The sequence below is a fragment of the Serratia sp. NGAS9 genome (assembly GCF_009905295.1).
Lineage (GTDB): Bacteria > Pseudomonadota > Gammaproteobacteria > Enterobacterales > Enterobacteriaceae > Serratia > Serratia bockelmannii.
Window position 1 is genome coordinate 3,757,960 of sequence record NZ_CP047605.1, and the last position, 24,801, is coordinate 3,782,760.

At 60.1% G+C, this 24,801-nt stretch carries 24 protein-coding genes; 7 read left to right on the forward strand and 17 right to left on the reverse strand.

Annotation, left to right across the window (positions count from 1 at the left end; genetic code table 11):
• Positions 1 to 100: 100 nt before the first annotated feature.
• From GUC32_RS17925 to GUC32_RS17935, 3 genes are all read right to left on the reverse strand, one after another.
• Entirely contained in the window at positions 101 to 2,227 is a 2,127-nt protein-coding gene (locus tag GUC32_RS17925) for a S9 family peptidase (protein WP_369435361.1), read from the reverse strand.
• A 54-nt stretch (positions 2,228 to 2,281) separates the two neighbouring features.
• Complete coding sequence (locus GUC32_RS17930) at positions 2,282 to 3,079, reverse strand: energy transducer TonB (protein WP_025303797.1); 798 nt, start codon at positions 3,077 to 3,079, stop codon at positions 2,282 to 2,284.
• Positions 3,080 to 3,181: 102 nt separating this feature from the next.
• A complete protein-coding gene (locus GUC32_RS17935) occupies positions 3,182 to 4,021 on the reverse strand; it encodes a ChaN family lipoprotein (RefSeq protein ID WP_025303798.1) in 840 nt (279 codons plus the stop codon).
• 177 nt (positions 4,022 to 4,198) lie between these two features.
• Between GUC32_RS17935 and mmuP the strand changes: the two genes are divergently transcribed.
• Both mmuP and mmuM read left to right on the forward strand, forming a co-directional pair.
• On the forward strand, positions 4,199 to 5,608 hold the full coding sequence (mmuP, locus tag GUC32_RS17940) for an S-methylmethionine permease (RefSeq protein ID WP_025303799.1): 1,410 nt from the start codon (positions 4,199 to 4,201) through the stop codon (positions 5,606 to 5,608).
• On the forward strand, positions 5,598 to 6,536 hold the full coding sequence (gene mmuM / locus GUC32_RS17945) for a homocysteine S-methyltransferase (RefSeq protein ID WP_089196144.1): 939 nt from the start codon (positions 5,598 to 5,600) through the stop codon (positions 6,534 to 6,536). Before mmuP ends, mmuM begins: the two co-directional genes overlap by 11 nt.
• Positions 6,537 to 6,545: 9 nt before the next feature.
• On the opposite strand, the gene GUC32_RS17950 is transcribed toward mmuM, so the two are convergent.
• The 7 genes from GUC32_RS17950 to GUC32_RS17980 all read right to left on the reverse strand — a co-directional run bounded on the left by GUC32_RS17950 (position 6,546) and on the right by GUC32_RS17980 (position 10,960).
• Positions 6,546 to 6,902 (reverse strand): type II toxin-antitoxin system death-on-curing family toxin, encoded by a 357-nt coding sequence (locus tag GUC32_RS17950; protein ID WP_025303801.1) that lies wholly within the window; start codon positions 6,900 to 6,902, stop codon positions 6,546 to 6,548.
• Positions 6,899 to 7,210, reverse strand: a complete 312-nt coding sequence (locus GUC32_RS17955; protein WP_226905689.1) for a type II toxin-antitoxin system Phd/YefM family antitoxin — start codon at positions 7,208 to 7,210, stop codon at positions 6,899 to 6,901. Before GUC32_RS17955 ends, GUC32_RS17950 begins: the two co-directional genes overlap by 4 nt.
• A 7-nt stretch (positions 7,211 to 7,217) precedes the next feature.
• Positions 7,218 to 9,497 (reverse strand): NADP-dependent oxaloacetate-decarboxylating malate dehydrogenase, encoded by a 2,280-nt coding sequence (maeB, locus tag GUC32_RS17960; RefSeq protein ID WP_369435362.1) that lies wholly within the window; start codon positions 9,495 to 9,497, stop codon positions 7,218 to 7,220.
• Positions 9,498 to 9,711: 214 nt separating this feature from the next.
• On the reverse strand, positions 9,712 to 9,885 hold the full coding sequence (locus tag GUC32_RS17965; RefSeq protein WP_049205380.1) for a hypothetical protein: 174 nt from the start codon (positions 9,883 to 9,885) through the stop codon (positions 9,712 to 9,714).
• Positions 9,866 to 10,246: a DUF2570 family protein gene (locus GUC32_RS17970; RefSeq protein ID WP_049209349.1), complete on the reverse strand. Its 381-nt coding sequence runs from the start codon at positions 10,244 to 10,246 to the stop codon at positions 9,866 to 9,868. Before GUC32_RS17970 ends, GUC32_RS17965 begins: the two co-directional genes overlap by 20 nt.
• Positions 10,243 to 10,644, reverse strand: coding sequence for a M15 family metallopeptidase (locus GUC32_RS17975; protein WP_025303803.1), 402 nt, complete (start codon positions 10,642 to 10,644; stop codon positions 10,243 to 10,245). The genes GUC32_RS17970 and GUC32_RS17975 overlap by 4 nt, the downstream gene beginning before the upstream one ends.
• Positions 10,634 to 10,960: a phage holin, lambda family gene (locus tag GUC32_RS17980; RefSeq protein ID WP_033643982.1), complete on the reverse strand. Its 327-nt coding sequence runs from the start codon at positions 10,958 to 10,960 to the stop codon at positions 10,634 to 10,636. Before GUC32_RS17980 ends, GUC32_RS17975 begins: the two co-directional genes overlap by 11 nt.
• Positions 10,961 to 11,253: 293 nt before the next feature.
• On the opposite strand from GUC32_RS17980, the gene GUC32_RS17985 reads away from it, so the two are divergent.
• Entirely contained in the window at positions 11,254 to 12,753 is a 1,500-nt protein-coding gene (locus tag GUC32_RS17985) for a glycosyl hydrolase family 18 protein (protein WP_043140380.1), read from the forward strand.
• A gap of 85 nt (positions 12,754 to 12,838) precedes the next feature.
• On the opposite strand, the gene GUC32_RS17990 is transcribed toward GUC32_RS17985, so the two are convergent.
• Positions 12,839 to 13,780 (reverse strand): LysR family transcriptional regulator, encoded by a 942-nt coding sequence (locus GUC32_RS17990; RefSeq protein WP_043140385.1) that lies wholly within the window; start codon positions 13,778 to 13,780, stop codon positions 12,839 to 12,841.
• Between the two features lie 404 nt (positions 13,781 to 14,184).
• Here GUC32_RS17990 and GUC32_RS17995 point away from each other — a divergent pair, with 404 nt between their 5' ends.
• Positions 14,185 to 14,778: a lytic polysaccharide monooxygenase gene (locus tag GUC32_RS17995; protein WP_004936574.1), complete on the forward strand. Its 594-nt coding sequence runs from the start codon at positions 14,185 to 14,187 to the stop codon at positions 14,776 to 14,778.
• 66 nt (positions 14,779 to 14,844) lie between these two features.
• Here the strand turns inward: GUC32_RS17995 and GUC32_RS18000 are convergent, their stop codons facing one another.
• The 6 genes from GUC32_RS18000 to GUC32_RS18025 all read right to left on the reverse strand — a co-directional run bounded on the left by GUC32_RS18000 (position 14,845) and on the right by GUC32_RS18025 (position 20,847).
• Positions 14,845 to 15,807: a sugar-binding transcriptional regulator gene (locus GUC32_RS18000; protein WP_025303807.1), complete on the reverse strand. Its 963-nt coding sequence runs from the start codon at positions 15,805 to 15,807 to the stop codon at positions 14,845 to 14,847.
• Positions 15,808 to 15,902: 95 nt separating this feature from the next.
• Positions 15,903 to 16,559 carry a dihydroxyacetone kinase subunit DhaL gene (dhaL, locus tag GUC32_RS18005; RefSeq protein ID WP_342100348.1) on the reverse strand — a complete coding sequence of 219 codons (657 nt, stop codon included), beginning with the start codon at positions 16,557 to 16,559 and terminating at the stop codon, positions 15,903 to 15,905.
• Positions 16,560 to 16,562: 3 nt separating this feature from the next.
• On the reverse strand, positions 16,563 to 17,564 hold the full coding sequence (locus tag GUC32_RS18010) for a dihydroxyacetone kinase subunit DhaK (RefSeq protein ID WP_015378693.1): 1,002 nt from the start codon (positions 17,562 to 17,564) through the stop codon (positions 16,563 to 16,565).
• Positions 17,565 to 17,593: 29 nt separating this feature from the next.
• Complete coding sequence (locus GUC32_RS18015; protein ID WP_025303809.1) at positions 17,594 to 18,364, reverse strand: SDR family oxidoreductase; 771 nt, start codon at positions 18,362 to 18,364, stop codon at positions 17,594 to 17,596.
• A gap of 35 nt (positions 18,365 to 18,399) precedes the next feature.
• Positions 18,400 to 19,668 (reverse strand): MFS transporter, encoded by a 1,269-nt coding sequence (locus GUC32_RS18020; protein WP_025303810.1) that lies wholly within the window; start codon positions 19,666 to 19,668, stop codon positions 18,400 to 18,402.
• A gap of 66 nt (positions 19,669 to 19,734) precedes the next feature.
• The gene (locus GUC32_RS18025) at positions 19,735 to 20,847 is read right to left on the reverse strand and encodes an alcohol dehydrogenase catalytic domain-containing protein (protein ID WP_049209353.1); all 1,113 of its coding nucleotides are present in this window, start codon (positions 20,845 to 20,847) and stop codon (positions 19,735 to 19,737) included.
• A gap of 318 nt (positions 20,848 to 21,165) precedes the next feature.
• On the opposite strand from GUC32_RS18025, the gene rpiB reads away from it, so the two are divergent.
• The 3 genes from rpiB (at position 21,166) to tkt (ending at position 24,781) form a co-directional block, all read left to right on the forward strand.
• A complete protein-coding gene (gene rpiB, locus GUC32_RS18030) occupies positions 21,166 to 21,624 on the forward strand; it encodes a ribose 5-phosphate isomerase B (RefSeq protein ID WP_025303812.1) in 459 nt (152 codons plus the stop codon).
• A 193-nt stretch (positions 21,625 to 21,817) separates the two neighbouring features.
• A complete protein-coding gene (tal, locus tag GUC32_RS18035; RefSeq protein ID WP_016926754.1) occupies positions 21,818 to 22,768 on the forward strand; it encodes a transaldolase in 951 nt (316 codons plus the stop codon).
• Positions 22,769 to 22,786: 18 nt separating this feature from the next.
• Entirely contained in the window at positions 22,787 to 24,781 is a 1,995-nt protein-coding gene (gene tkt, locus GUC32_RS18040; protein WP_342100352.1) for a transketolase, read from the forward strand.
• Positions 24,782 to 24,801: the final 20 nt, after the last annotated feature.

Genomic DNA, 24,801 nt, shown 5'->3' on the forward strand with positions numbered 1-24,801 from the left:
AAGGTTTGATGGCCGACAATGCCCAGCAAAAAGCCCGCCGAAAGCGCGGTAAAAGGTTGTTATTGTTTTATTGCGCCGCAGCGTGCCGCGGCGCTGAAGGTTATTTCTGCGCCTGCCGATCCGCCGCCAGAATAAAGGCGAACTCCAGCGCGCCGTTTTCCAGCCGCGCCAGGCGGCCCGATTTGCCGCCGTGGCCGGCGGTCATGTCGGTGGAAAGCAGCAGCAGCGAATCGCCCTGCTTGAAGCGCCGCAGCTTCGCCACCCATTTGGCCGGTTCCCAATACTGCACCTGCGAGTCGTACAAGCCGCTGGTAACCAGCAGGTTCGGGTAATGCTGCCGGCGCACGTTGTCGTACGGGCTGTAGGATTTCATCAGCGCATAGGCGGCCGGCTGGTGCGGGTTGCCCCACTCCTCGTACTCGCCGGTAGTCAGCGGAATGCTGTCGTCCAGCATGGTAGTCACCACGTCGACGAACGGCACCTGCGCCACCACTGCGTTGTACAGCTGCGGCGCCTGATTGATCACCGCCCCCATCAGCAAGCCGCCGGCGCTGCCGCCCATGGCGTAGATGCGCCCCGGTTGGCCGTAGCCGTCTGTGATCAGCGCCTGGGTAGCATCGATGAAGTCGTTGAAACTGTTAGGTTTGTGTGTCAGCTTGCCCTGTTTGTACCAGCTCTGCCCCAGCTCGCCGCCGCCGCGCACGTGGATCAGCGCATAGACGAAGCCGCGATCCAGCAGGCTGATGCGGTTGGCGCTGAACGCCGGATCCATGCTCATGCCGTAAGCGCCATAGCCGTACACCAGCAGCGGGTTATGCCCGTTTTTGAACAGCGATGTGCGGTACACCAGCGAGACCGGCACCTTCACGCCGTCGCGCGCCGTGACCCAGATGCGTTCGCTGTGATACAGGCTCGGATCGACGCCTTTCACCTCCTGCTGCTTCAGCAAGGTGCGCTCGCCCTTATTCAGATCCCACTCATAGGTGCGGGTCGGCGTGGTCATCGCCGAATAGCCGTAGCGCAAGCGATCGCTGTCCGGCTCCGGGTTATAGCCCAGCCAGGCCATGTAGCTGGCGTCGTCGAACGGGATGGCGCGCTCGGTTTTGCCGTCCCAGCTGATTTGCCGCAGCTGCACCAGCCCGTTGGCACGCTCCTGCACCACCAGCCAGTCGCGGAACAGGCTGAAGCTCTCCACCTCGTGCTGCGCCTGCGGCGCGATCAGCGTCTGCCAGGGTTTACCCGCCGCCGCCGTGTGGTACAGGCCGAAGTTCGGGTCCTGATGGTTAGAGCGCAGGTAGAACTCGCCGCGGTAGTGATCGAGATAATACTCGCGGCCGTTCTGCCGGGCGGCGAACAGCTGCGGCTCGCGCTGCGGCTGGTTGGCGTCGATCAGGCGCACCTCAGAGGTGGTGTTGCCGCTGATGGTCAGAATCAGGTAATCACGCGAGGACGAGCGGCTGAGGCTGAGGTAGAAAGCCGGATCGTTTTCCTGATACACCAGCTTATCTTCCGCTGTCGGCGTGCCGTACTGATGGCGATAAACCTGGTATGGCAACAGCGTTTGCGGGTGGTTGCGCACGTAGAACAGGGTTTGGTTATCGTTGGCCCACACCATATTGCCGGAGGTGTTTTCCAGCGTTTCCGGCGACCAACGCTCACTGTCTATCTCGCGCAGGGAGATGCGGTATTGGCGGCGGCCCTGCAGATCTTCGGCCACCGCCAGGTGGCGGTTGTCCAGGCTGACGTCCATCGCCCCCAGGCGATAATAGGCATGGCCGGCCGCGCGCTGATTGGCGTCCAGCAAGGTTTGCCATGGCGCGTCGGCGGTGAGCGCCTGGCGTTGATACAGCGCGAAATCTTTACCGGCGGCGTAGCTTTCCTGATAGCGATAGCCGTTGAGCTGATACGGCACTGAACGATCGTCAGGGTTCATGCGGCCCAGCATCTCCTTATACAGCGTGGCGCGCAGCTTCTGGTACGGCGCCATCATCTGCTCGGTATAACGGTTCTCCGCCTTCAGGTAGTCCAGCACCTTCGGTTCTTTTCGGCTGTCGTCGCGCAGCCAGTAGTAATCGTCGGTGCGCGTCTCGCCATGCGCCGTCAGCGCTTTCGGCGCGCGTTCCGCCAACGGCGGCTGCGGTTGCGCCAGCGCGGCGCCGGCGAGGCCTAAAGAAAGCCAGAGCGCGGCCGCGATGCGACGGCGCGGGGTGAATAACAGCGGATTCATAATCCCTCACGAAGTTTGAAAAGGCGCACGACGGCGATGCGGCGCCTGCGGGCATTAACGGCGGGCATTCAGCTCCGCCAGATTGAAATCGATCGGCATCGTCACCTTGACGGCCCCCTGTTGCAGCATCTCCGGCGGCGGCGGCGGCAACGGCTGGGCGCGCGACACCACCGCCACCGCTTCCCGATCCAGCGACGCGGTGCCGGAACGCACCTGCAGCATGACGTTCGAGACCCGTCCCTGCGCGTCAACGCTGAAACTGACCTGCGGCATGCCGCTGCGCCGCCGGCTGCGGGCATCCAAAGGGTAATCCTTGATGCGGTTCAGTTTGCCTTTCACCAGGCTCTCCCACGACAGTTTGGCCTGCGCATTGCTGTTGGCGTCGCTGTTGATCGGGGCGGCGGTCTGGTGGGAGATCGTCTGCGCCTGCGGCGCGGCGGCGCTGGACGCGGCGGCATTGCGCGTCTCTTTGGCCTGTTCCTGCGGCTTCGGCTGCGCTTTTTGCGGGGGACGGTGTTCGGCGCGCTTCTTCTGCGCCGTCACGATTTTTGCTTTATCGGCGCGCGCCAGCTTGGGCAGATCCGGCTGTTGCTGCTGCTCCGCGGGCTGCGCCGCGGCGGATTCCGCCTGCTGCACGCCCAGCGGCAGCGGCTTGCTTTCCGGCGCTTCAATCTGCGCCGCCCAGCTCATCATCACCGCCGGCGGCGGCAACACCACCGGCTCCAGCGCCGTCTGCGGCCAGTAAAACAGCAGCACCAACGCCGCGTGCGCCGCCAGGGCGAGCAGCAGGCCGCGCGCCCAGCGCGGCTGCGGCAGTTCAAAGGCCGGGAGGGAGTAAGACTGACTTAACATAAGGGCATTAGCTTGCTTAATTGCGAATGATTGCAGATCACATTTACTAATGATAATCATTTGCAACTATAATTAACACCCCTTTTCACTCTCTTAACGTATTCATTTCACTGATGGTGTGATCCACAGGTAGTCTGCGGTGTTCGCATCGACCTGTACGCCCGGTTCCGCCAGCATCAGCACCGTCGGCACCGCCGCCGGTTGCAGATCCCGCACGTGCAGCGGCACGCCCACCGATTTGGCGGCGTGATAGCCACCGGCGATCAACAGCGCGGGCGTCGGTGCCGCCAGCAAGCGCTCAGCCATGCGCCGGTCGCGCTGCTGCTGGATCGCCAACATCGCATGCAGCTGATCGGCCTCAATCTTGCCGCCGTGCGAAGTGCGGATGGTCTCTTCCAGCGCTTTGCGCACCGCCGGCTGCGCCGATAGCTGCCCCGCCGGGAACTGCGGCTGCTGATAGAACGCCGTAATCTCGCTGCGATCCAGGTTGGCCGACCACAGCGGGTAAGGCGCACGCATCGCCGCCATCGTCACCCCGCCATACAGCTCCCACTTCCAGCCCGGCTGCCAGGCGATCAGTTCCGCTACGCGGCCGTCACGCACCGTGGGATCGCTCTGCAGCCACTGTTTGACCTTGTCGACCTGCGCCTGCTGGTTCGGGTTGATCATCTCCATCAGCACGCTGCCCTGCGGCCGCCGTTGCGGCAGCTGCTGCACCAGCCATTGCTCAATCTGATGGTGGTAAGGATTGTCATGCTTCTCCCCCAGGATCACCCGCGGCTGCTGCGCCAATCGCGTCAACAGCTGCTCCGGCGTCAGGGTCGCGCCGCTGTGCAGATCGGTGATGCTACCCAGACTCACGACGTCGCTGGCCGGTGTCTTAACCGGCGTTTGGCTGCAGGCGCCAAGCGCCAACGCCGCCAATAAAATCAGATATCTCATCATGTTGCCCCATTATCGAAAATGGCGACATTATAGATAATAATTATCATTTGCATATAGATTTGGCTTAACGATTTTTTTACGCGGCGATCGCCGGCTGCGCATTGCGTTGAAAAAGCATTGCGGGTATAACCAATAGCCATTCAGATATTTAGACGTCTATACGGATAGATTATTATGCAACCATCGGCACCCGCCGCAGGACAGTTCAAACGCAGCATGAAGGCCCGGCACCTGGTGATGCTGTCGCTGGGCGGCGTGATCGGCACTGGGCTGTTTTTCAACACCGGCTACATCATCTCCACCACCGGCGCGCTCGGCACGCTGCTGGCCTACCTGATCGGCGCATTGGTGGTGTATCTGGTGATGCTGTGCCTGGGCGAACTGTCGGTGGCGATGCCGGAAACCGGCGCCTTTCACGTCTATGCTTCGCGCTATCTGGGGCCGGCCACCGGCTATGCCGTCGCCTGGCTGTATTGGCTCACCTGGACGGTGGCGCTCGGCTCCAGCCTGACCGCCGCCGGATTCTGCATGCAGTACTGGTTCCCGCAGTCGCCGGTGTGGCTGTGGTGCCTGATCTTCTGCGCGGCCATTTTCCTGCTTAACGTGGTGACCACCCGCTTTTTCGCCGAAAGCGAATTCTGGTTTTCGCTGATCAAAGTGGTGACCATTCTGGCGTTCATCATACTGGGCGGTGCCGCCATGTTCGGTCTTCTGCCGATGAAAGACGGCACGCCGGCGCCGTTCCTGCATAACCTGACCGCTTCCGGCTGGCTGCCGCACGGCACGCTGCCGATACTGATGACCATGGTGGCGGTGAACTTCGCTTTCTCCGGCACGGAGCTGATCGGCATTGCCGCCGGTGAAACCGAGAACCCGGAAAAAGTCGTACCGCTGGCGATCCGTACCACGGTGATCCGCCTGATGCTGTTCTTTATCGGCACGGTCTTCGTGCTGGCGGCGTTGATCCCCATGGATCAGGCGGGGATCGTCAAAAGCCCGTTCGTGTTGGTGTTTGAACGCATCGGCGTGCCTTACGCGGCCGATATCTTCAACTTCGTGATCCTGACCGCCATCCTGTCGGCGGCCAACTCCGGCCTGTACGCCTCGGGGCGCATGCTGTGGTCGCTGGCCCACCAGCGCACCCTGCCGGCCTACTTTGCGCGCGTCAATGCGCGTGGCATTCCGATCAACGCCCTGACCTTCAGCATGCTCGGCGGCGTGCTGGCGCTGTTGACCAGCGTGATCGCACCGGACACGGTGTTTGTTGCCCTGTCGGCGATCTCCGGTTTTGCGGTGGTGGCGGTGTGGCTGAGCATCTGCGCGGCCCACTATGCTTTCCGCCGCGCCTACCTGCGCAGCGGCCAGCCGATAAGCGGCTTGAAATACCGCGCGCCTGGCTACCCGCTGACGCCGATCCTCGGCTTTGCGCTGTGCCTGCTGGCCTGCATCGGGCTGGCGTTCGATCCGGAGCAGCGCATCGCGCTCTACTGCGGGCTGCCGTTCGTCGCCCTGTGCTACCTCACCTATTTCCTGACCCGGCGCGCCGGGCAAAAAAACGCTTTGGGAGAACAACATGTCGGTTAACAACCCTGTCGCCCGCCTGCTGGCCGAACACCCCACGCTGATCCTGGACGGCGCGCTGGCCACCGAGCTGGAAGCGCGCGGCTGCGATCTGACCGATCCGCTGTGGTCGGCCAAGGTGCTGATTGAAAATCCCGAGCTTATCTATCAGATACACCTCGATTATTTCAACGCCGGCGCCCAGTGCGCCATCACCGCCAGCTATCAGGCCACGCCGCAGGGCTTCTTGCGCCGCGGCCTGGATCAGGATCAATCGCTGGCGTTGATCGCCAAAAGCGTGCAGCTGGCGCAACGCGCGCGCCGCGATTATCTGGCCGCGCACCCGCAGGCGGCGCCGCTGCTGATCGCCGGTTCGGTGGGCCCGTACGGCGCCTATCTGGCCGACGGCTCGGAATACCGCGGCGACTACCGGCTGGCGCAGGATGACATGATTGCCTTCCACCGGCCGCGCCTCGCAGCCCTGGCCGCCGCCGGCGTCGATCTGCTGGCCTGCGAAACGCTGCCGTCGTTCACCGAACTGCAGGCGCTGCTGACGCTGCTGCAGGAGTTCCCGACGCTCGGCGCCTGGTTCGCCTTCACCCTGCGCGACAGCCAACATCTCAGCGACGGCACGCCGCTGACGGAAGTCCTGTCCGAGCTGCGCGGCAATCCGCAGGTGCTGGCGATCGGCATCAACTGCATCGCGCTGGACAAGGTCGCTCCGGCGCTGCGCCAACTGGGCGCGCTGGCCGACAAACCGCTGCTGGTCTACCCCAACTCCGGGGAGCACTACGATGCGATCAGCAAAACCTGGCACGCCTGCGGCGGCGAGCACGGCAGCCTGGTCGATCAGGCGACAGAGTGGCGCGCGCTCGGCGCACAATTGATCGGCGGCTGTTGTCGCACTACGCCGCAGGATATCCGCGCCATCGCCGCGCGCTGTAAGAAATGAGCAGGGGGGTTATTCGGTTAGCCGGCGTAAGTGTTCAGCGGCTTGTTCAACGTTGAGGCGGCCTTGAGCTGCTTCAACCGTAATTTCGACCAGTTCTGCGTCTTCCCGCAGTGCAATGCCATTAATACCGAGAAATAGCGCCATGCTTTGGAAGGCCGTACGTTTGTTGCCATCAAGAAAAATGTGACCGTGGCTGATGGCGATGAGATAGAGCGCGGCCAAGCGGTAAACGTCTGTGACGTTCTCGTAGTGGTAAGCATTGAGCACGCGGTTGGCTACAGCCTCAACTTTGCTGCCTTCCTGGCGGCCGTGAGGCACAATTTCAGCATTGAACTCCGCAATATCCTCTGCGGTCAAAAAGATCATCTATTCGCCAGCGCCTTAATCGTATCCGCGTGTTTAGCCTGAATGCGCGCTTTCACTTTGGCTTTGACCAAAACCTCATAGTCGGCCTTACTGATGATGTAAACCTCATCGTGTCCGCGGCGCGTCACTTCCACCGGCTGTTTTTGCGCTTCCAAAAGCACCTCGGCCAAATTGTTTCTCGCCGCCGTGTAGCTAATCGTAGTCATTTTCTTTACCTGTACATGTACATATTTGACGATTATTTGTACCACGTCCACTGGAAATAAAAAAGCCCCCGGCGCCAACAGCGCAGGGGGCCAGTCACTCAACCCGGGCTTACAGTGGTTCGGTCTGGGCTTCCACTACCGCCAGCGCCACCATGTTGACGATGCGGCGCACCGAGGCGATCGGCGTCAGGATGTGCACCGGCTTGGCGACCCCCATCAGCACCGGCCCGACGGTCACCCCTTCCGAGCAGGAGACGCGCAGCAGGTTGTAGCTGATGCGCGCCGCTTCCATGTTCGGCATGATCAGCAGGTTGGCCGAGCCTTTCAGCGGGCTGTCCGGCATCAGATCGTGACGGATGCTTTCCACCAGCGCGGCGTCGCCGTGCATTTCACCGTCGATCTCCAGCTCCGGCGCCAGCTCGTTCACCAGCTCCAGCGTTTTACGCATCTTGCGCGCCGCCGGGCAGTCAGACGAGCCGAAGCTGGAGTGAGACAGCAGCGCCACCTTCGGTTCGATACCGAAACGGCGCACGGTTTCCGCCGCCATCAGGGTGATCTCCGCCAGCTGTTCCGGCGTCGGATCGTCGTTGACGTAGGTGTCGGCGATGAAGGTGTTGCCGCTCGGCAGCAGCAGCGCGTTCATCGCGCCGGCGACGTGCGCGCCTTCACGGAAGCCGAACACGTTCTTCACCACGTCGTAATGCTCGTGGTAGCTGCCGATGGTGCCGCAGATCATCGCATCCGCTTCGCCGCGATGCAGCATGATGGCGGCGATCAGCGTCGGGTTGCCGATCACCGCGCGGCGCGCCTGTTCCTGCGAAACGCCGCGGCGTTTCATGATCTGGTAGTACTCGCCCCAGTATTCGTTGAAGCGCGGGTCCGACTCGTTGTTCACCACTTCGAAATCTTTGCCCGGCGTCAGCTGCAGACCCAGCTTTTTCAGGCGCATCTCGATCACGCTCGGGCGGCCGACCAGGATCGGGAAAGCCAGCCCCTGCGACACCAGCTCTTGCGTGGCGTGCAGCACGCGCTCTTCCTCGCCTTCCGCCAGCACCACACGCTTCACCTCTTTGCGCGCCTGCGAGAAGATCGGCTTCATGAACAGGTTGGTTTTGTAGACGAACTCCGCCAGCTTCTCGACATAGGCGTCGAAGTCTTCGATCGGGCGCGTCGCCACGCCGGAATCCATCGCCGCCTTGGCCACCGCCGGCGCGATCTTGACGATCAGGCGCGGATCGAACGGTTTCGGAATGATGTATTCCGGGCCGAAGGAGAGATCCTGGTCATCATAGGCGGAAGCCACCACGTCGCTCTGCTCCGCCAGCGCCAGATCGGCGATGGCATGCACGCAGGCCAGTTTCATCTCTTCGTTGATAGTGGTGGCGCCCACGTCCAGCGCGCCGCGGAAAATGAACGGGAAGCACAGGACGTTGTTCACCTGGTTCGGGTAGTCGGAACGGCCGGTACAGATGATGGCGTCCGGGCGCACCGCTTTGGCCAGCGGCGGCAGAATTTCCGGTTCCGGGTTGGCCAGCGCCATGATCAGCGGATCGCGCGCCATGGTTTTCACCATATCCTGCGTCAGGACGCCCGGGCCGGAGCAGCCGAGGAAGATGTCGGCGTTCGGGATGGCGTCGCCCAGCGTGCGCTGACCGTTATCCTCGATGGCATAGGCGGCTTTGGTCTGCTCCATGTTGGCGTCGCGGCCTTTATAGATGACGCCTTTGGAATCGCAGACGGTGATGTTCTGTTGACGCAGCCCCAGCGCCACCAGCAGGTTCAGACAGGCGATAGAGGCCGCACCGGCGCCGGACACCACCAGCCGTACGTCGGAGATGTTCTTCTTCACCACGCGCAGGCCGTTGAGCACCGCCGCAGTGGTGATGATCGCCGTGCCGTGCTGGTCGTCGTGGAACACCGGGATCTTCATGCGCTCACGCAGTTTCTGTTCGATGTAGAAACACTCCGGCGCCTTGATGTCTTCCAGGTTGATACCGCCGAAGGTCGGTTCCAGCGCGGCAATAATGTCGATTAATTTGTCAGGGTTATGCTCATCCACTTCGATATCAAATACGTCGATACCGGAAAACTTCTTGAACAAAACGCCCTTGCCTTCCATCACCGGCTTACCGGCCAACGCGCCGATATTGCCCAGCCCCAGTACCGCCGTGCCGTTGGAAATCACCGCCACCAGGTTGCCGCGCGCGGTGTATTTGTAGGCCGCCAGCGGATCTTTGGCGATCTCGAGGCAAGGCGCGGCGACGCCCGGCGAATAGGCCAGCGCCAGATCGCGCTGGGTCGCCAACGGTTTGGTAGGGGAAACCTGGATCTTCCCTGGGACAGGAAACTGATGGAAATCAAGGGCACTCTGTTTGAGCTGTTCGTCCATTATGGATTCCTTTGTTTTTTGCTTTTATGTTGAGGTAAGGCTTTGAGGCTGCGCCCTGCCGTGGGCCATGGCGCCCAAGTACAATGACAGGGCACAGCCTTGAAGTATAGTGAGAGAAACCTCACAAACTTTGAAGCGCGCCATAACCTTGGTCGAAATTCCGTTTTAAAAGTAAAAAAAGAAGGTCTGCGGGACGAGCAAAGAAACGCCGCCGTCAGCGCGGCGGCAGCATGGCGCGCCAGGCGTTGAGCGTATCCACCTGGCCGGCGCAAATGTGTAACGAGGTTTGTAACGCCAGGGCATAGCTTACCGCATCGCCCCAGGTCTTCCCCTGCAACTGCGGCTGCTCACAGGGAGCGAATACCGACTCAGGGGGCAACAGCGGCACGGCCTGCGGCGCCGGCGGCCGGGCGCAGGAGCTCAAGCACAGCGCCAGGCAGAGGCTGAGCAGCGCAGGGATCGTTTTTAATCGCGTCACGGTATTTCCTCTGATAAGCCTCGTGTTGTTGGCGCAGCTGCTGTTCCTGCCGCTGCTGCGCCGCCATCAACGCACGGTTTTGCGCATCCTGAGTCTGCAGGGTGGCGATTAGTCCGGCCTGCTGCGCCAGGCTTTTTTGCAGTTCCTCCGCCTGCTGGCGCACAGACGCCAACTGGTGCGACAGCAGCGAGCTGTAGCCACCGAGGCAAATGGCCGCCAGCAACAGCAGCAGCAACCCGCCCTGCATCAGTTTTTGCAGCCAACCGCTCATGCCGGGTAGTCCCGGAACGTCAGCTGGAAGTGCGGGCCGTCCTTGAGGGTTTTCCATTCGCCGCCCCATTCGACGATGATGCCGCATTCACGCGCCGCGCGCCGCACCGCCACCGCAATCTGCGCGTAGTAATCCCACTCCCAGGAGACCACACCCGCCGGCATCGCCACCACATCCACCGCGTGACCGGTCAGATGGCGGCTGCGCAGCGTTTGGCTGCTGCCGGCGCGCACCATTTCCCGCTGGCGCGCCATACTGCGCAGCCCCTCGCTGACGGAAAACGGCACCAGGGAATAACGCAGCGCCAGACGAATAACGCGCACCAGATCCGGGTGTACGCCGCGCAGGTTTTCTTCGCTGCGGGCAGTAAAGCGAATCTCTTCGATGTCATTTAACATTTTTAAACCCCGTCTTTTTGCCGATGAATTTTTTAATTAAGGCGTTGATGTAATCCGCCCCCATAAAACCAATCAGTACGCTGGCCAAATTCGCCCAGTTTAATTCCAGGCCCATCAACGCCAGCGCATCGCGCACCGTCCAGGCCAATAGCGCGCACATCGCCGCATTCAATAAACGGCGCCGAATACCCACGTTGCGATAGGCACCGTGCAATAGCGCCATCACGCCGGCCAGAATGGCGTTCAATACCGGCTGAAGATATTCACATACTCGCTGGACTATTAAGCCAACAGCGTCAGGCTCTATGCTGGACATAGCTCATCTCCTTTTTTATTTTTAATTAAATGCCAATCACGGCCGGTGGGACATCGGATATTCAGAATCTAATTAAGGATGCTATTACAAAGCAAATGAATAAATACAGCCCCTATGGTCGAATTCATTCATGCTGAGCGCTGGCACAACTCATCAGCGCCAATTTGTGCAGCAGTGAATAAAAATTCATTGTCATTGTGATTTATTTCGACTTTTGTTTTCACTAAAAATAAACATTAATGGCAACGGGAAATATTTCCCCATCATAAAAACATCCACTCTGGAGAAATGCCATGTCCACACGTAAAGCGGTTATTGGGTATTATTTTATTCCGACCAACCAAATCAATAATTACACCGAGACCGATACGTCTGTCGTGCCGTTCCCGGTTTCCAACATCACGCCGGCCAAAGCCAAACAGCTGACGCACATCAACTTCTCGTTCCTGGATATCAACAGCAATCTGGAATGCGCCTGGGATCCGGCCACCAACGACGCCAAGGCGCGCGATGTGGTCAATCGTCTGACCGCGCTCAAAGCGCACAACCCCAGCCTGCGCATCATGTTCTCCATCGGCGGCTGGTACTACTCCAACGATTTGGGTGTGTCGCACGCCAACTACGTCAACGCGGTGAAGACCCCGGCGTCGCGCACCAAGTTTGCCCAATCCTGCGTGCGCATCATGAAGGATTACGGCTTCGACGGCGTGGACATCGACTGGGAGTATCCGCAGGCGGCGGAAGTAGACGGTTTCATCGCCGCGCTGCAGGAGATCCGCACCCTGCTGAACCAGCAAACCGTCACCGACGGCCGCCAGGTGCTGCCGTATCAATTGACCATCGCCGGCGCCGGCGGCGCTTTCTTCCTGTCGCGCTATTACAGCAAGCTGGCGCAGATCGTCGCGCCGCTCGATTACATTAACCTGATGACCTACGATCTGGCCGGCCCTTGGGAGAAGGTAACCAACCACCAGGCGGCGCTGTTCGGCGACGCGGCCGGGCCGACCTTCTACAACGCGCTGCGCGAAGCCAATCTGGGCTGGAGCTGGGAAGAGCTGACCCGCGCCTTCCCCAGCCCGTTCAGCCTGACGGTCGACGCTGCGGTGCAGCAACACCTGATGATGGAAGGCGTGCCGAGCGCCAAAATCGTGATGGGCGTCCCCTTCTACGGCCGCGCCTTCAAGGGCGTCAGCGGCAGCAACGGCGGCCAGTACAGCAGCCACAGCACGCCGGGTGAAGATCCGTATCCGAATACCGATTACTGGCTGGTGGGTTGCGAAGAGTGCGTACGCGACAAGGATCCGCGTATCGCTTCCTATCGCCAGCTGGAGCAGATGCTGCAGGGCAACTACGGCTATCAGCGGCTGTGGAACGACAAGACCAAAACCCCTTACCTGTATCATGCGCAAAACGGGCTGTTTGTCACCTATGACGATGCCGAAAGCTTCAAATACAAAGCGAAGTACATCAAGCAGCAGCAGCTGGGCGGCGTGATGTTCTGGCACCTGGGGCAAGACAACCGCAACGGCGATCTGCTGGCCGCACTGGATCGCTATTTCAACGCCGCGGACTACGACGACAGCCAGCTAGATATGGGCACCGGGCTGCGCTACACCGGCGTCGGCCCCGGTAACCTGCCGATCATGACCGCGCCGGCCTACGTGCCGGGCACCACTTACGCGCAGGGTGCACTGGTGTCCTATCAGGGTTACGTCTGGCAGACCAAGTGGGGTTACATCACCTCGGCGCCGGGCTCAGACAGCGCCTGGCTGAAGGTGGGCCGCGTGGCCTAAGCCGTAAAAAAACCCCGTAGCCGAATGCTGCGGGGTTTTCATTGAGTTAACCGTTTGATTTTCGCGTCCCTTCGTCTCTATTCCTTCAGTTGTGGCACCACGGATAGCCGCCATCCCGTATCACTTCACGGCCCATCAGGCTGTAGACATCGCTTTTGCGCGTCAGCCGCTCATGCCACCAGTTAAACCCGGCGCCCTTGCTGGCCGGGTGCCACGCCAGCCAAATCATTTCGTCGCCCTTTTGCATTTCCACCGGCACCGTCACCAGTTCGCCGCTGGCCAATTCCTTTTCGATCAAAGCAGGCGGCAGAAAAGCGTGGCCGATGCCGCGTTTGAGCAGCGCCAGGTTGCTTTCCACGTCGCATACCACCAACTGACGCTGCAAGGGCAGCGTGCCGTGATTGCGCTTGGGCAGCTCGTGGCTGCTGTCGGCGATCACCACCACGATGTCGTTCAACCGCTGTTTCTTGCACACCGGTTTTCTCTGCGCCGCGAACGGGTGCGAAGGCGACACGCATAGCACAAAGTTGAGCTTGCCGAGCATCAGGGTTTTGGCCTGTACGCTGTCGGGAATTTGGCCGATGGCGATGATCAGATCCGCCCGGTTGTTCTTCAGCGCATCCCAGGTACCGTTCAACGCTTCCCGCTGCACCGAGATACTGGCGTTCGGGCAATGCTGAATATAGTCGCGGATATCCTGCGTCAGGGTTTCCAACGGGAAGAAGGTGTCTACCGCCAAGCGGATATTATTGTCCAGCTTGGGGATGTTGCGCACCCGGCTTTCCAGATCCTGCACCGCATTTAATATCCAGCTGCCCTCCTGCAGGAGAAACTCCCCTTCATCCGTCAGGGTAATCATGGGGCCATTGCGATGAAAAAGTTTCACGCAGAGTTTGCTTTCAATATTGGAAACCCGATAAGAAATCGCCGAAGGCGTTTTATGCAGCGCCTCCGCCGCCATAGAGAAAGAACCGGTGCTCTTGATGGTGCTGATTATTTTAATCGCGTCCAGGGATAATCTAGTCATACAAATTCCTCTTTAAAATAAAATAAGAAAAATGACACTAAATTCCCAAGGTGGTGGCGCACAAAAATCGATCAAATCGAACAAGGGTACTCATAGCAACAAGCAATATACTTCATAAATGAGAGCGCTATCTTAAATACTATTCATCACGACCTGATATAAAATTCATCATAGCGCCCTACTTTTACACAGCGACAGTTAAATAAATTCAGCCTAACGATCAAAGATCGTCATCATAATAATTTTCGTTAATAGCCGTTAAAACATTCCGCTCTATCGCATGACCAGAATGATAAAAATAAAACAAGCCGACAAGAAGGGTTATTTCCAATTGCGTTATTACTCTCTCATTTTGTCGGTGAAATACGCTCAACTTACAACATTATTTCAGTCAGGAGTGACTTATGAACAAAACTTCCCGTACCCTGCTCTCTCTGGGCCTGCTGAGCGCGGCCATGTTCGGCGTTTCGCAACAGGCGAATGCTCACGGTTATGTCGAGTCGCCGGCCAGCCGCGCCTACCAGTGCAAACTGCAGCTCAACACGCAGTGCGGCAGCGTGCAGTACGAACCGCAGAGCGTCGAAGGCCTGAAAGGCTTCCCGCAGGCCGGTCCGGCTGACGGCCACATCGCCAGCGCCGACAAGTCCACCTTCTTCGAACTGGATCAGCAAACGCCGACGCGCTGGAACAAGCTCAACCTGAAAACCGGCCCGAACTCCTTTACCTGGAAGCTGACCGCGCGTCACAGCACCACCAGCTGGCGCTATTTCATCACCAAGCCGAACTGGGACGCTTCGCAGCCGCTGACCCGCGCTTCCTTTGACCTGACGCCGTTCTGCCAGTTCAACGACGGCGGTGCCATCCCTGCCGCGCAGGTCACCCACCAGTGCAACATACCGGCAGATCGCAGCGGTTCGCACGTGATCCTTGCCGTGTGGGACATAGCCGACACCGCCAACGCCTTCTATCAGGCGATCGACGTCAACCTGAGCAAATAATCGGTCAAATGAGGAGATCGTTGAGGGTTCAGCCTGGCGCTGAACCCTTTATTTTTGCAGGTGCCGCTATTGCGACATGTTGAGGATAGTGCGCACATTGAGCGCGCTGGTGGCGATAATGTCGATGGCACCGGTACGCAAAGCGCCCAAAATCGCCAACGCCTTGGTATTCTCGGAAGCAATGGCGATCACACAAGGGATTTTGCGCAGCTCATCGATGCTTAGCCCGATCACTCTGTCATTCATTACCGTGTCGACATGCTGCCCCTGGGCATTGAAAAAGTCATAGCCGGCGATGTCGCCGATCACGCCCTGATTAAGGCTGGCGTCGATAATCTCGTGCGGCGTGAACCATCCCAATTTCACCATATAGCTGTTTTCATTCATGTCGCCAATGCCGACTAACGCCACATCGGCCTTACGCGCGCGATCCAGGGTTTCCTTAATCGTGCCGTTCTGCATGAAGGCGTCTTTCAGCGCGCGATTTTCGACGTAGGCCGGCGCGTAAAGCGTCTCGCTGCTGCCGCCGAACTTCTTCGCCAAGCGCCGGCTGATATGGTCGGCATTGATCGCATCGCCCGGACGGTGAGTACCGCCGATGCCGCAGATGAACTTGCAGTTGCGCTCCGTCACGTTGCCGACGTGATCGGCAATCGCCGCCACGTTGCGTCCCTGGCCAACCGCCAACACCATATCGTCTTTCAGCGACATCGCCAGATAGTTAGACACCAGCGCCGCCACTTGCCGACGCTGTTCCTCTTCGTCCTGATGGTCGAGCGCGATCAGCGCGCGGCTGATGGGAAAACGTTCCATCATCTGCTGTTCCAGCCGGGTGCTGAATACCGGGTGATAACGCACGTTGATCTCGACGATGCCTTCTTCCTTGGCGCGCTTGAGCAAACGACCGACTTTGATCCGTGAAATGCCGAATTTTTTGGCGATCTCTTCCTGCGTGATCTCATCCTGATAATAAGCAACGGCGATTTCGGTCAGCAGTTCGTTATCCTGGGACACAGTTTGTTTTTCCATCCGTTAGACGTTTCCCCACGGCAGGCCGGTTAATCATGGCGGAGGGACGATACACGCCCCTCCGACAATGCTGAATGCCCGCTAGTATAACGCGATCAGGCGGCAACGGTATTCAGTCGTTGCTCCACCTCGTCCGCCAATCGGGTCAAGAGCAGGCAGCAAGATACCGCGCCGGCGTCCAGTACGCCGCGCGAACGCTCGCCCAGACGGCTGGCGCGGCCGATTTTCGCCACCAGTTCGCGCGTGGAATCGCGCCCGCGTTCCGCGGCGATCCTCATCTTTTCCAGCGCTGCGGCGAAGTCGTCACCGCGCCCCGCCGCCTGCTCAAACGCCGCCACCGCCGGTATCAGCGTATCCATCAGACACTTGTCGCCCACGCCCGCGCTGCTGATTTCCTGCAGTTCGCGCAATCCGCCGTGCAACATCGCCAAAAATGCCTGCTTATCCAGCACGCTGCGCTCGCGCACGCTCTCCGCCATGCCCATGAACAGGCTGCCGTACAACGGCCCCATCGAACCGCCGATGCCCTCCATCAGCGCATCGGAAACCGCATCGAACGCCTGCGCCAGCGTGAGCGTGCGGCCGCGAATGGCATCGCCGCACATCGCGAATCCCTTCGACATGTTAATGCCGTGGTCACCGTCGCCGATGGCGCCGTCTATTTCGCTCAGGTATTCGCGGTTGCTGACAATGGTGTCTATCAGCCCCGTAACGATCTCACTGCCGTACCGGGTTGAAATTTGTTCCGTCATGATTCACTCCACCTGGGTTAAGCCTAAAGATTGCGCCGGCATGTCCAGCAGCGTTTTCAGTTCGTCATCCAGCGTCATCAGCGTCAGCGTCACGCCCATCATTTCCAGCGACGTGAAGTAATTGCCGACGTAGCGCCGATGCACCCGCACGCCTTTCGCCGTCAATCGGCGCTCTATTTCGGCATAATAGATATACAGCTCCATCACCGGCGTGGCGCCAAGCCCGGAGATCAGCAACGCCACCTCCTGCCCCTGTTCCAGCGGCATGTCGTTGAGCACGAAATCGAGCATGGTGCCGGCCATCGCCGACGCCGACTGGATCGGCGACACCTCAATGCCCGGTTCGCCGTGATGGCCAATGCCGATCTCCATCTTGCCGTCTTCGATATGAAAATTGGGTTTGCCGACCGCGGGAATGGTGCAGGAACTGAGGCCGACGCCGATCGAACGACACCGGTCGATGGCTTTTTGCGCCGCGCCGATCACGCCGTCCAGATCGTATCCCTTGGCCGCCGCCGCCGCGCCGACCTTCCACATCAGAATTTCGCCGGCCACGCCGCGCCGTTTATCGATCTCACTGGCCGGCGCCGAGGCGACGTCATCGTTGGCCACCACGGTTTTCACCCGTATGCCGGCCGCCGTGGCCTTCTTGATCGCCATCTTGACGTTCATGTTGTCGCCGGCGTAGTTGCCGTACAGGCAAGCGACGCCCGCACCGCTGTCCGCCGCCTTGAAAGCGTCGAGAAAAGCCCCCGCCGTAGGCGATGAAAAAATCTCGCCAATCGCGACGGCATCCAGCATGTTTTTGCCGACATAGCCCAGGAACGCCGGCTCATGGCCGGAACCGCCGCCGGTGACGATGCCGACTTTGCCGGCGATCGGCGCCGGCGGATATTTCAACACCCGCGCATTGTCGGTGGCGGCGTAATAGTCCGGGTGGGCCAGCCTATAGCCCTGAATGGCGTCTTCCACTACGTGATCGGGATCGTTAATGATTCTGTTCATCGCGGCCTCTCTGTCGCCTGAATAAGAAATTATTGAATGGTGTAACCGCCGTCGACCACCAGGTTGGCGCCGGTGATCATCGCCGCCGCGTCGCCGGCCAAAAACAGGGCGCTGGCGGCGATATCTTGCGGCTCGGCGAAGCGCCGCAGCGGGATTTTCTGCTTCATCTGCTCAGCCACCTCGCCAGACCAGGCCTTACGGCCCAGCTCCGTCAAAACGACGGTGGGTGAAATGGCGTTGACCCGCACGTTGTGCGGCCCCCACTCCAGCGCCAGCACCTGAGTCAACCCGATCACGCCCGCTTTGCTGGCGCAATAGGCCAGGTGATTCGGCAATGCCACCACCCCGGCCTGCGAGGCGAGATTGATGATGCTGCCGCCGCGCTGACTAATGAAACGGCGCCCTACCGCCTGGCAGGTAAGAAACACGCCTTTCAGATTGACCGCCAGGGTTGCATCCCACGCCGTTTCCGGCAGTTCCTCAGCAGGATGCAGCGCGACGATGCCGGCGCTGTTGACCAGCACGTCCAGCCGCCCGAAATGCGCCTCAATCTGCGCCACCGCCCGCTCCACCGACGCGGCATCGGTGACGTCGGCCACGACGCCCAACGCCGCCTCGGCGTCCAGCTGTCGCGCCACTTCCGCAACCTGTGGCGCCCGATCGAGCAGCGCCACGCACGCGCCGTTTTGCAGATAGCGTTCGGCGATAGCGAGGCCGATCCCCGCAGCGCCGCCGGTAATCAGCGCCACCTTGCCCTGCAGCGAGAGCTCGCGCGGCGCCGTAGTTTGATGATTAATCATATATTTCCCCTTAAAACTGTGAACTTCACCCTCGGTCAGGATATTTTCGCCAAACTCGCGCCGCGTTCTTCCGACGCCGTCGCGCTTTCCTTCGGCAGCGTGACAAATTTCATCAGCACGCCGCTGAACAGGTACAAGCCGGTAAAGATCCAGATCACGCCAACGGTGCCGAGACTGCCGATAAACAGCCCCACCACCGCCGGGCCGACAAAGGTGCTCAGGCCAGCGCCCAGATTGAGAATCGACATCGCCGCGCCCTTATTGTCCGGCGCCAGCGACGGCATGATGGCCGACAGCGGCACGAACGCCGCCAGGCAGGCGCCGAACAAACCGGCGGCACAAACGGTCAGCAGGTAGTTGGCGCCAAAGAATTGCGGCACGTAGTAGAACATCAGCGTGGTCAAGGCGCAGCCGACGCAGCCGAACCACATCACCACATTGCGCCAGCCGAGACCGTCGCTGATCACGCCGAAAATCAAGTTGAAAATGATGTTGACCGTCCACAGCGCGGCGTACATCTGCAGCCAATGCGTACGGGTGAACCCCATATCCATCATGTACATGGGCATGAATACGACGAAGCCGTAAGCCGCAGAGGTATTAATGGTGCGCACGATGCCGCCCAGGCCGATCTTCGGGTTTTCAAACGCGATGGTGATGCCTTTCAAGACGTAACCCAGCGACGCTTTTTCCCGGTTGCCGCTCTGTGCCGCGCCGTCGTCGCGATTGAGCATCAGCGCAATCACCGCGCCCAGCACGACGAAAATCAGCGCGCTCCACAGCGTGTGGATCTCGCCGAGATAAGGCAGCATGATGCTGGAATACAGCACGCCCAGCACGCTGAGCCCGCCGCTGTAGACGAACCAGAAAATCCCCACCGCCGACCCCAGCCTTTCCGGCGGCGCCTCATATGCCACCCACACCAGAAAACCGTAGGCAAATAGCGGATAGCCCAAGCCACGCAGCGCATAGGTCGGCACCATGATCGCCAGGTTGTTGCTCGGCAGGCCGAACGTCAAAAAGCACACCGAACCGAACAAGAACAGCAGCAGGCCGGCCAACATCACCCGCCGGGCGGTAAAGATTTCCGCCAGCACGCCGGAAAACCAGGCGGCGATCGCGGCCGCAAAGCCATAAACGCTGAACAGCAGCGCCGATTCCTGAATGCTCAGCCCTTTGCCAATCAAATAAGGCGACAGCCATCCTTGTTCTAGCCCTTCGCCCATCATGAACACCAACACGCCGGCATAGCCCAGCAGCAGTTTCGGTGACAGACCAATGCGATGAATCAGTCCATGCAACATAGAACACCCCAGCACATGTGATTATGGAGGCGCAGGCTCGCCCGCACCCGAAGAACGATGCAGGTTTCAGAGGTTTGGATTAAGCACCACTTTGATTGAACCGATGCCGCGCTTCATCAGCTCGAAGCCCTCGGCGAACTGTTCCAGCGGCAGCGTATGCGTCACCACGCCTTCGGTCGGCAGATCGCCATTGGCGATGCCTTCGATCACCAGCGGGTAGCAGTAAGGGCCGAGGTGCGAACCGAGCACGTCCAGCTCCTTGCGGTCGCTGATGATGCTCCAGTCGACGGTCACCGGATCCTTGAACACGGAAAATTCGACGAAGGTGCCGAGTTTGCGGATCAGCGTCAGGCCCTGTTCCACGGACTTTTGGGCGCCGGTCGCCTCGATGTAGATGTCGCAGCCGTAGCCGTCGGTCATCGCTTTAACCGCCGCGGGCACGTCGTCACGGGTCGGGTTCAGCGTCACATCCGCGCCGAAGCGCTTCGCCAGCGCCAGACGCTCGTCGGACAGATCCAGCACCACCAGCTTCGAGGGCCCGGACTTTTTGATCGCCCCGATCATGCCCAGCCCCAGGGTGCCGGCGCCGGCCAGCACCACGACATCGCCCAGTTTGATATTGGCGCGTTGCACCGCATGGAAGGAGCAAGCATAGGGTTCGATCAGAATGGCTTTTTCGATCGGCAAGTCGGCCGGCACGTGATAGTTAATCGCCTCTTTGGTGAACTTCATGTACTCGGCCATGCCGCCATTGACGTTTTTCTGGAAACCGTACAGGTCATGCTTTTCGCACATCCAATACTGACCGCGGTTGCAGAAGCGGCATTGCCAGCAGGGAACGATTTGTTCTGATATCACGCGATCGCCGAGATTGAAGCCCTCGACGCCTTCGCCGTATCCCACCACGTGGCCGATAAATTCATGGCCGGGGATCATCGGCGCCTTGATGTATGCCGGTTGTTTTTCATCGCCCCAGAAGCTGGGCGCCCCTTCGAACGCTTTAACATCGCCGGCGCAGATGCCGCAGGCCTCGATCTTCACCAGGATCTCTTTCGGGCCAATCTTCGGTACCGGCACCTGTTCCAGGCGGTAATCTTTCGGGGCGTACGCCACAACCGCCTTCATGATCTCGGGGATAGCGGCTGCCATTTTCGCCTCTGTCATGCAGGTCTGACACATAGCACTCTCCTCTGGTAGGGGAACTTATTTTGATCATTAACACACTCAAAGAACAAATGAACACTAACGCCATGCGTTCAATTTGCCCACAGTGAACTTATCAAAGTGTGATATCGCTCAAAAACCCGTCTACATGAGGATGAATAACGATTAAAACCTCTTTTTTAGTGACGAAAGTCACCTTTTACAGGCGCAAACAGAAAACACGACGAAAAAACAAAAGAACATAGATTGAACATTTGATTAAACAGAGATACGGTAATGAACGTGGCGCCATCGAGGATCGCCGCCCTTTTCGTTACCAATCAGGAGACCGCTATGCTGCCTATCGCCATCGGCGCCGACGATGCCGCCATTGAACTGAAGGATCTGATCGTCGCCCACCTGCAACAACGGGACATTCCCGTCATTGACTACACGACGGATCGCACCGCAGAAACGGGGATCTATCCCGATATCGCCTATCGCGTCGCACAGGCGATACGGGAGGAAAAACATCGGCGGGGCATCCTGCTGTGCGGCACCGGCATCGGTATGAGCATCGTGGCCAATAAAGTGCCCGGCATTCGCGCGGCGCAATGTCACGATACCTACTCCGCCCAACGGGCGCGCAAAAGCAATGATGCTCAGATCATCACGCTGGGCGCGCGGGTCATCGGTGCCGAGCTGGCGAAAACCATCGTCGATGCCTGGCTGGAGTCGGAGTTTGAAGGGGGAGGTTCGGCGCCGAAAGTCGAGCGAATCGGCTATTACGAAAACGCGGTCGGACGGCGTTAAATCGCCTGCAGCCATGATGGCGGTCGTGCATAAGCCGCGCTCCGCCTGGGTTTACTCGGCATTCATTGTTATTATCCATCGCAACAATCAGAAAAAGCGCATTTTCATTCTCGACCCGATGATGCAGTGTGTTCCCCCTATGATGAAAAAGGTTCTCATTTCCCTACGTTGAGCTTGGTCAAGGAGCTTATCAATGAATCAATTAGACGCACTCAAGCAGCTGACCACGGTGGTCGCCGACAGCGGCGATATCGAATCCATCCGCCAGTTCGAACCCCAGGACGCCACCACCAACCCTTCGCTGATCCTGAAAGCCGCCGCGCTGCCGCAGTACAAAGCGCTGATCACCGAAGCGCTGGAGTATGCCCGCCGCCAGGGCGGCAGCAAGGAAACCCAGCTGATCAACGCCAGCGATAAACTGGCGGTCAACATCGGCGTCGAGATCCTCAAAAGCGTGCCGGGCCGCATCTCCACCGAAGTGGACGCCCGCCTGTCGTTCGACCGCGGCATGTGCGTCGCCAAAGCGCGCAAACTGATCGGCATGTATCAGGAACAGGGCATCGACAAATCGCGCATCCTGATCAAGCTGGCCTCCACCTGGGAAGGCATCAAAGCCGCCGAAGAGCTGGAAAAAGAAGGCATCAACACCAACCTGACGCTGCTGTTCTCCTTCGCACAGGCCCGCGCCTGCGCCGAAGCCGGCGTGTATCTGATCTCGCCGTTCGTCGGCCGTATCTATGACTGGTACCAGGCCAAACAGCCTGCCGCCGACTATGACGCCGATCAGGATCCGGGCGTGAAATCGGTGCGCACCATCTATGAATACTACAAGCGTCATCGTTACCAGACGGTGATCATGGGCGCCAGCTTCCGCAAAGTTGAGCAGATCCTGGCGCTGGCCGGCTGCGATCGCCTGACCATCGCGCCGAACCTGCTGGAGCAGCTGAAAAACAGCGAACAGCCGGTCGAGCGCAAGCTGACCCCGTCGACCGAGGGCTTCCACCAACCCGCTCCGCTGGCCGAAGCGGAATTCCGCTGGCTGCACAATCAGGACGCCATGGCGGTAGAAAAACTCGCCGAAGGCATCCGCCTGTTCGCCGTCGACCAGCAGAAGCTGGAAGACATGTTGGCCGCTCAACTGTAACCGCACTGGAGTTTCGTTATGTCTTCTCGTAAAGAGCTTGCCAACGCCATCCGCGCACTCAGCATGGACGCCGTACAAAAAGCAAATTCCGGCCACCCGGGGGCCCCTATGGGCATGGCGGACATCGCCGAAGTCCTGTGGCGTGACTACCTCAACCACAACCCGACTAACCCGCACTGGGCTGACCGCGACCGTTTCGTGCTCTCCAACGGCCACGGCTCCATGTTGATTTACAGCCTCCTGCACCTCACCGGCTACGACCTGCCGATGCGCGAGCTGGAAAACTTCCGTCAGCTGCATTCCAAAACCCCGGGGCACCCGGAGTACGGCTACACCCCAGGCGTTGAGACCACCACCGGCCCGCTGGGCCAGGGTATCGCCAACGCCGTCGGCTTTGCCATCGCCGAACGCACCCTGGCGGCGCAGTTCAACCGCCCTGGCCACGACATCGTCGACCACCACACCTACGCCTTCATGGGCGACGGCTGCATGATGGAAGGTATCTCGCACGAAGTCTGCTCCCTGGCCGGCACCCTCAAGCTCGGCAAGCTGACTGCCTTCTACGATGACAATGGCATCTCCATCGACGGCCACGTCGACGGCTGGTTCACCGACGACACCGCCCTGCGTTTCGAAGCCTACGGCTGGCACGTGGTGCGCAACGTTGACGGCCACAACCCGGACGCCATCAAGGCCGCGATTGAAGAAGCCCGCAAGGTGACCGACAAGCCGTCGCTGCTGATGTGCAAGACCGTTATCGGCTTCGGTTCGCCGAACAAGGCCGGCACCCATGACGTGCACGGTGCCGCGCTGGGCGCCGCCGAAGTGGCCGCCACCCGCGAAGCACTGGGCTGGAAATACGCCGCCTTTGAAATCCCGCAGGACATCTACGCCCAGTGGGACGCCAAAGAAGCCGGTCAGGCCAAAGAAGCGGCCTGGAACGACAAGTTCGCCGCCTACGCCAAGGCCTTCCCGGAACTGGCTGCCGAGTTCAAGCGCCGCATGAACGGCGAGCTGCCGGCCGACTGGAAAGCCGACGCCAAAGCGTTCGTGGAAAAACTGCAGGCCAACCCGGCCAACATCGCCAGCCGCAAGGCGTCGCAGAACGCGCTGGAAGCGTTCGGCAAGGTGCTGCCGGAGTTCCTGGGCGGCTCTGCCGACCTGGCGCCGAGCAACCTGACCATGTGGTCCGGCTCGAAAGCGCTGAACGTTGACCCGGCGGGCAACTACATTCATTACGGCGTGCGCGAGTTCGGCATGACCGCCATCACCAACGGCATCGCGCTGCACGGCGGCTTCCTGCCGTACTCGGCGACCTTCCTGATGTTCGTGGAATACGCCCGCAACGCGGTGCGCATGGCGGCGCTGATGAAGCTGCGCAACGTGTTCGTCTACACCCACGACTCCATCGGTCTGGGCGAAGACGGCCCGACCCACCAGCCGGTGGAGCAGCTGGCGAGCCTGCGCGTGACCCCGAACATGAGCACCTGGCGCCCGTGTGACCAGGTGGAATCGGCGGTGGCGTGGCAGTACGGTATCGAGCGCAACGACGGCCCGACCACCCTGGTGTTCTCGCGCCAGAACCTGACCCAGCAGCCGCGCAGCGCAGAGCAGCTGGCGAACGTGTACCGCGGCGGCTACGTGCTGAAAGACTGCGCGGGCACGCCGGACGTCATCCTGATTGCCACCGGCTCCGAAGTGGGTATCACGGTGGAAGCGGCGGACACGCTGACCGCAGCGGGCCGCAAAGTGCGTGTGGTGTCGATGCCGTCGACCGACGCGTTCGACAAGCAGGATGCGGCGTACCGCGAGTCGGTGCTGCCGGCGGCGGTGACGGCGCGCGTGGCGGTGGAAGCGGGTATCGCGGACTACTGGTACAAGTACGTGGGCCTGAACGGCGCCATCGTGGGCATGACCACCTTCGGTGAGTCGGCGCCGGCGGAGCAGCTGTTCGTCGAGTTCGGCTTCACCGTGGACAACGTGGTGGCCAAGGCGCAGGCACTGCTGAAGTAAGCGGCCGGGCGCAAGCCGAT

What these genes read in the sequence shown, in the direction of transcription:
- tal (WP_016926754.1), top strand. Translation starts at nt 21,818, where the DNA reads ATGAATCAATTAGACGCACTCAAGCAGCTGACCACGGTGGTCGCCGAC.
- tkt (WP_342100352.1), top strand. Translation starts at nt 22,787, where the DNA reads ATGTCTTCTCGTAAAGAGCTTGCCAACGCCATCCGCGCACTCAGCATG.
- GUC32_RS17985 (WP_043140380.1), top strand. Translation starts at nt 11,254, where the DNA reads ATGTCCACACGTAAAGCGGTTATTGGGTATTATTTTATTCCGACCAAC.
- GUC32_RS17990 (WP_043140385.1), bottom strand. Translation starts at nt 13,780, where the DNA reads ATGACTAGATTATCCCTGGACGCGATTAAAATAATCAGCACCATCAAG.
- GUC32_RS18020 (WP_025303810.1), bottom strand. Translation starts at nt 19,668, where the DNA reads ATGTTGCATGGACTGATTCATCGCATTGGTCTGTCACCGAAACTGCTG.
- dhaL (WP_342100348.1), bottom strand. Translation starts at nt 16,559, where the DNA reads ATGACGGAACAAATTTCAACCCGGTACGGCAGTGAGATCGTTACGGGG.
- GUC32_RS18025 (WP_049209353.1), bottom strand. Translation starts at nt 20,847, where the DNA reads ATGTGTCAGACCTGCATGACAGAGGCGAAAATGGCAGCCGCTATCCCC.
- GUC32_RS18010 (WP_015378693.1), bottom strand. Translation starts at nt 17,564, where the DNA reads ATGAACAGAATCATTAACGATCCCGATCACGTAGTGGAAGACGCCATT.
- GUC32_RS17980 (WP_033643982.1), bottom strand. Translation starts at nt 10,960, where the DNA reads ATGTCCAGCATAGAGCCTGACGCTGTTGGCTTAATAGTCCAGCGAGTA.
- GUC32_RS17925 (WP_369435361.1), bottom strand. Translation starts at nt 2,227, where the DNA reads ATGAATCCGCTGTTATTCACCCCGCGCCGTCGCATCGCGGCCGCGCTC.
- GUC32_RS17970 (WP_049209349.1), bottom strand. Translation starts at nt 10,246, where the DNA reads ATGAGCGGTTGGCTGCAAAAACTGATGCAGGGCGGGTTGCTGCTGCTG.
- mmuP (WP_025303799.1), top strand. Translation starts at nt 4,199, where the DNA reads ATGCAACCATCGGCACCCGCCGCAGGACAGTTCAAACGCAGCATGAAG.
- GUC32_RS17975 (WP_025303803.1), bottom strand. Translation starts at nt 10,644, where the DNA reads ATGTTAAATGACATCGAAGAGATTCGCTTTACTGCCCGCAGCGAAGAA.
- GUC32_RS17995 (WP_004936574.1), top strand. Translation starts at nt 14,185, where the DNA reads ATGAACAAAACTTCCCGTACCCTGCTCTCTCTGGGCCTGCTGAGCGCG.
- mmuM (WP_089196144.1), top strand. Translation starts at nt 5,598, where the DNA reads ATGTCGGTTAACAACCCTGTCGCCCGCCTGCTGGCCGAACACCCCACG.
- GUC32_RS17950 (WP_025303801.1), bottom strand. Translation starts at nt 6,902, where the DNA reads ATGATCTTTTTGACCGCAGAGGATATTGCGGAGTTCAATGCTGAAATT.
- GUC32_RS18015 (WP_025303809.1), bottom strand. Translation starts at nt 18,364, where the DNA reads ATGATTAATCATCAAACTACGGCGCCGCGCGAGCTCTCGCTGCAGGGC.
- maeB (WP_369435362.1), bottom strand. Translation starts at nt 9,497, where the DNA reads ATGGACGAACAGCTCAAACAGAGTGCCCTTGATTTCCATCAGTTTCCT.
- GUC32_RS17930 (WP_025303797.1), bottom strand. Translation starts at nt 3,079, where the DNA reads ATGTTAAGTCAGTCTTACTCCCTCCCGGCCTTTGAACTGCCGCAGCCG.
- GUC32_RS18000 (WP_025303807.1), bottom strand. Translation starts at nt 15,807, where the DNA reads ATGGAAAAACAAACTGTGTCCCAGGATAACGAACTGCTGACCGAAATC.
- rpiB (WP_025303812.1), top strand. Translation starts at nt 21,166, where the DNA reads ATGCTGCCTATCGCCATCGGCGCCGACGATGCCGCCATTGAACTGAAG.
- GUC32_RS17935 (WP_025303798.1), bottom strand. Translation starts at nt 4,021, where the DNA reads ATGAGATATCTGATTTTATTGGCGGCGTTGGCGCTTGGCGCCTGCAGC.